Source organism: Polaribacter sp. 20A6 (assembly GCF_011378915.1).
In the GTDB taxonomy this organism is placed as follows: domain Bacteria; phylum Bacteroidota; class Bacteroidia; order Flavobacteriales; family Flavobacteriaceae; genus Polaribacter; species Polaribacter sejongensis.
In genome coordinates, this window is sequence record NZ_WTPZ01000138.1 from 1 (window position 1) to 522 (window position 522).

Genomic DNA, 522 nt, shown 5'->3' on the forward strand with positions numbered 1-522 from the left:
CCGGGTTCTTACGCTTGGTATTGCATACACCTTGGAAAAGTGCTACAGTGAGGGCATATTCAGGGATAAGAAAGCCATGTTGTCCTTCACCACTGGTTCCCATGAGACCATGTTCAGCTCCAATGGGATTAATGGAGACATGAATGTCACATTGTGGCCAATTCAAAATGGGGTCCTCAACTATTGTGGCTTCCAGGTCCTTGCTCCACAGATCTTCTGGGCACCCACACATCTCTCTCCTGAGGCTCGCGAAGGCCTGTTGGAAAGTTGGCGTACTCGTCTTCAAGGTCTCCTTAATGAGGCACCTCTCACATTCCCACCTGCAGACATCTTTGACAAGGGGAAAGGCTTTCAACTGAAGCCTGAAGTCCGGGAGAAGCAGGCTGATTCCCCTTTTGGTCTCACTGTGGGTCAACACTTGGAGAAACCGCTGCCACCCCGAAGTCAGATGAAAGCTGGGGTTTGAAATCTGGTGCAGTGTTGTCCCTATGTGGCCATGTCCTTGTTTAAGTCTCAAAGCTG

Annotated in this window: 1 protein-coding gene; it reads left to right on the top strand. The window is 50.2% G+C overall.

Translation table 11 applies throughout. From position 1 onward, the window contains the following. The coding region (locus GQS57_RS19475) for an NAD(P)H-dependent oxidoreductase (RefSeq protein ID WP_165734467.1) at positions 1-466 on the top strand (466 nt) is incomplete at its 5' end. Between the last annotated feature and the right edge of the window lie 56 nt (positions 467-522).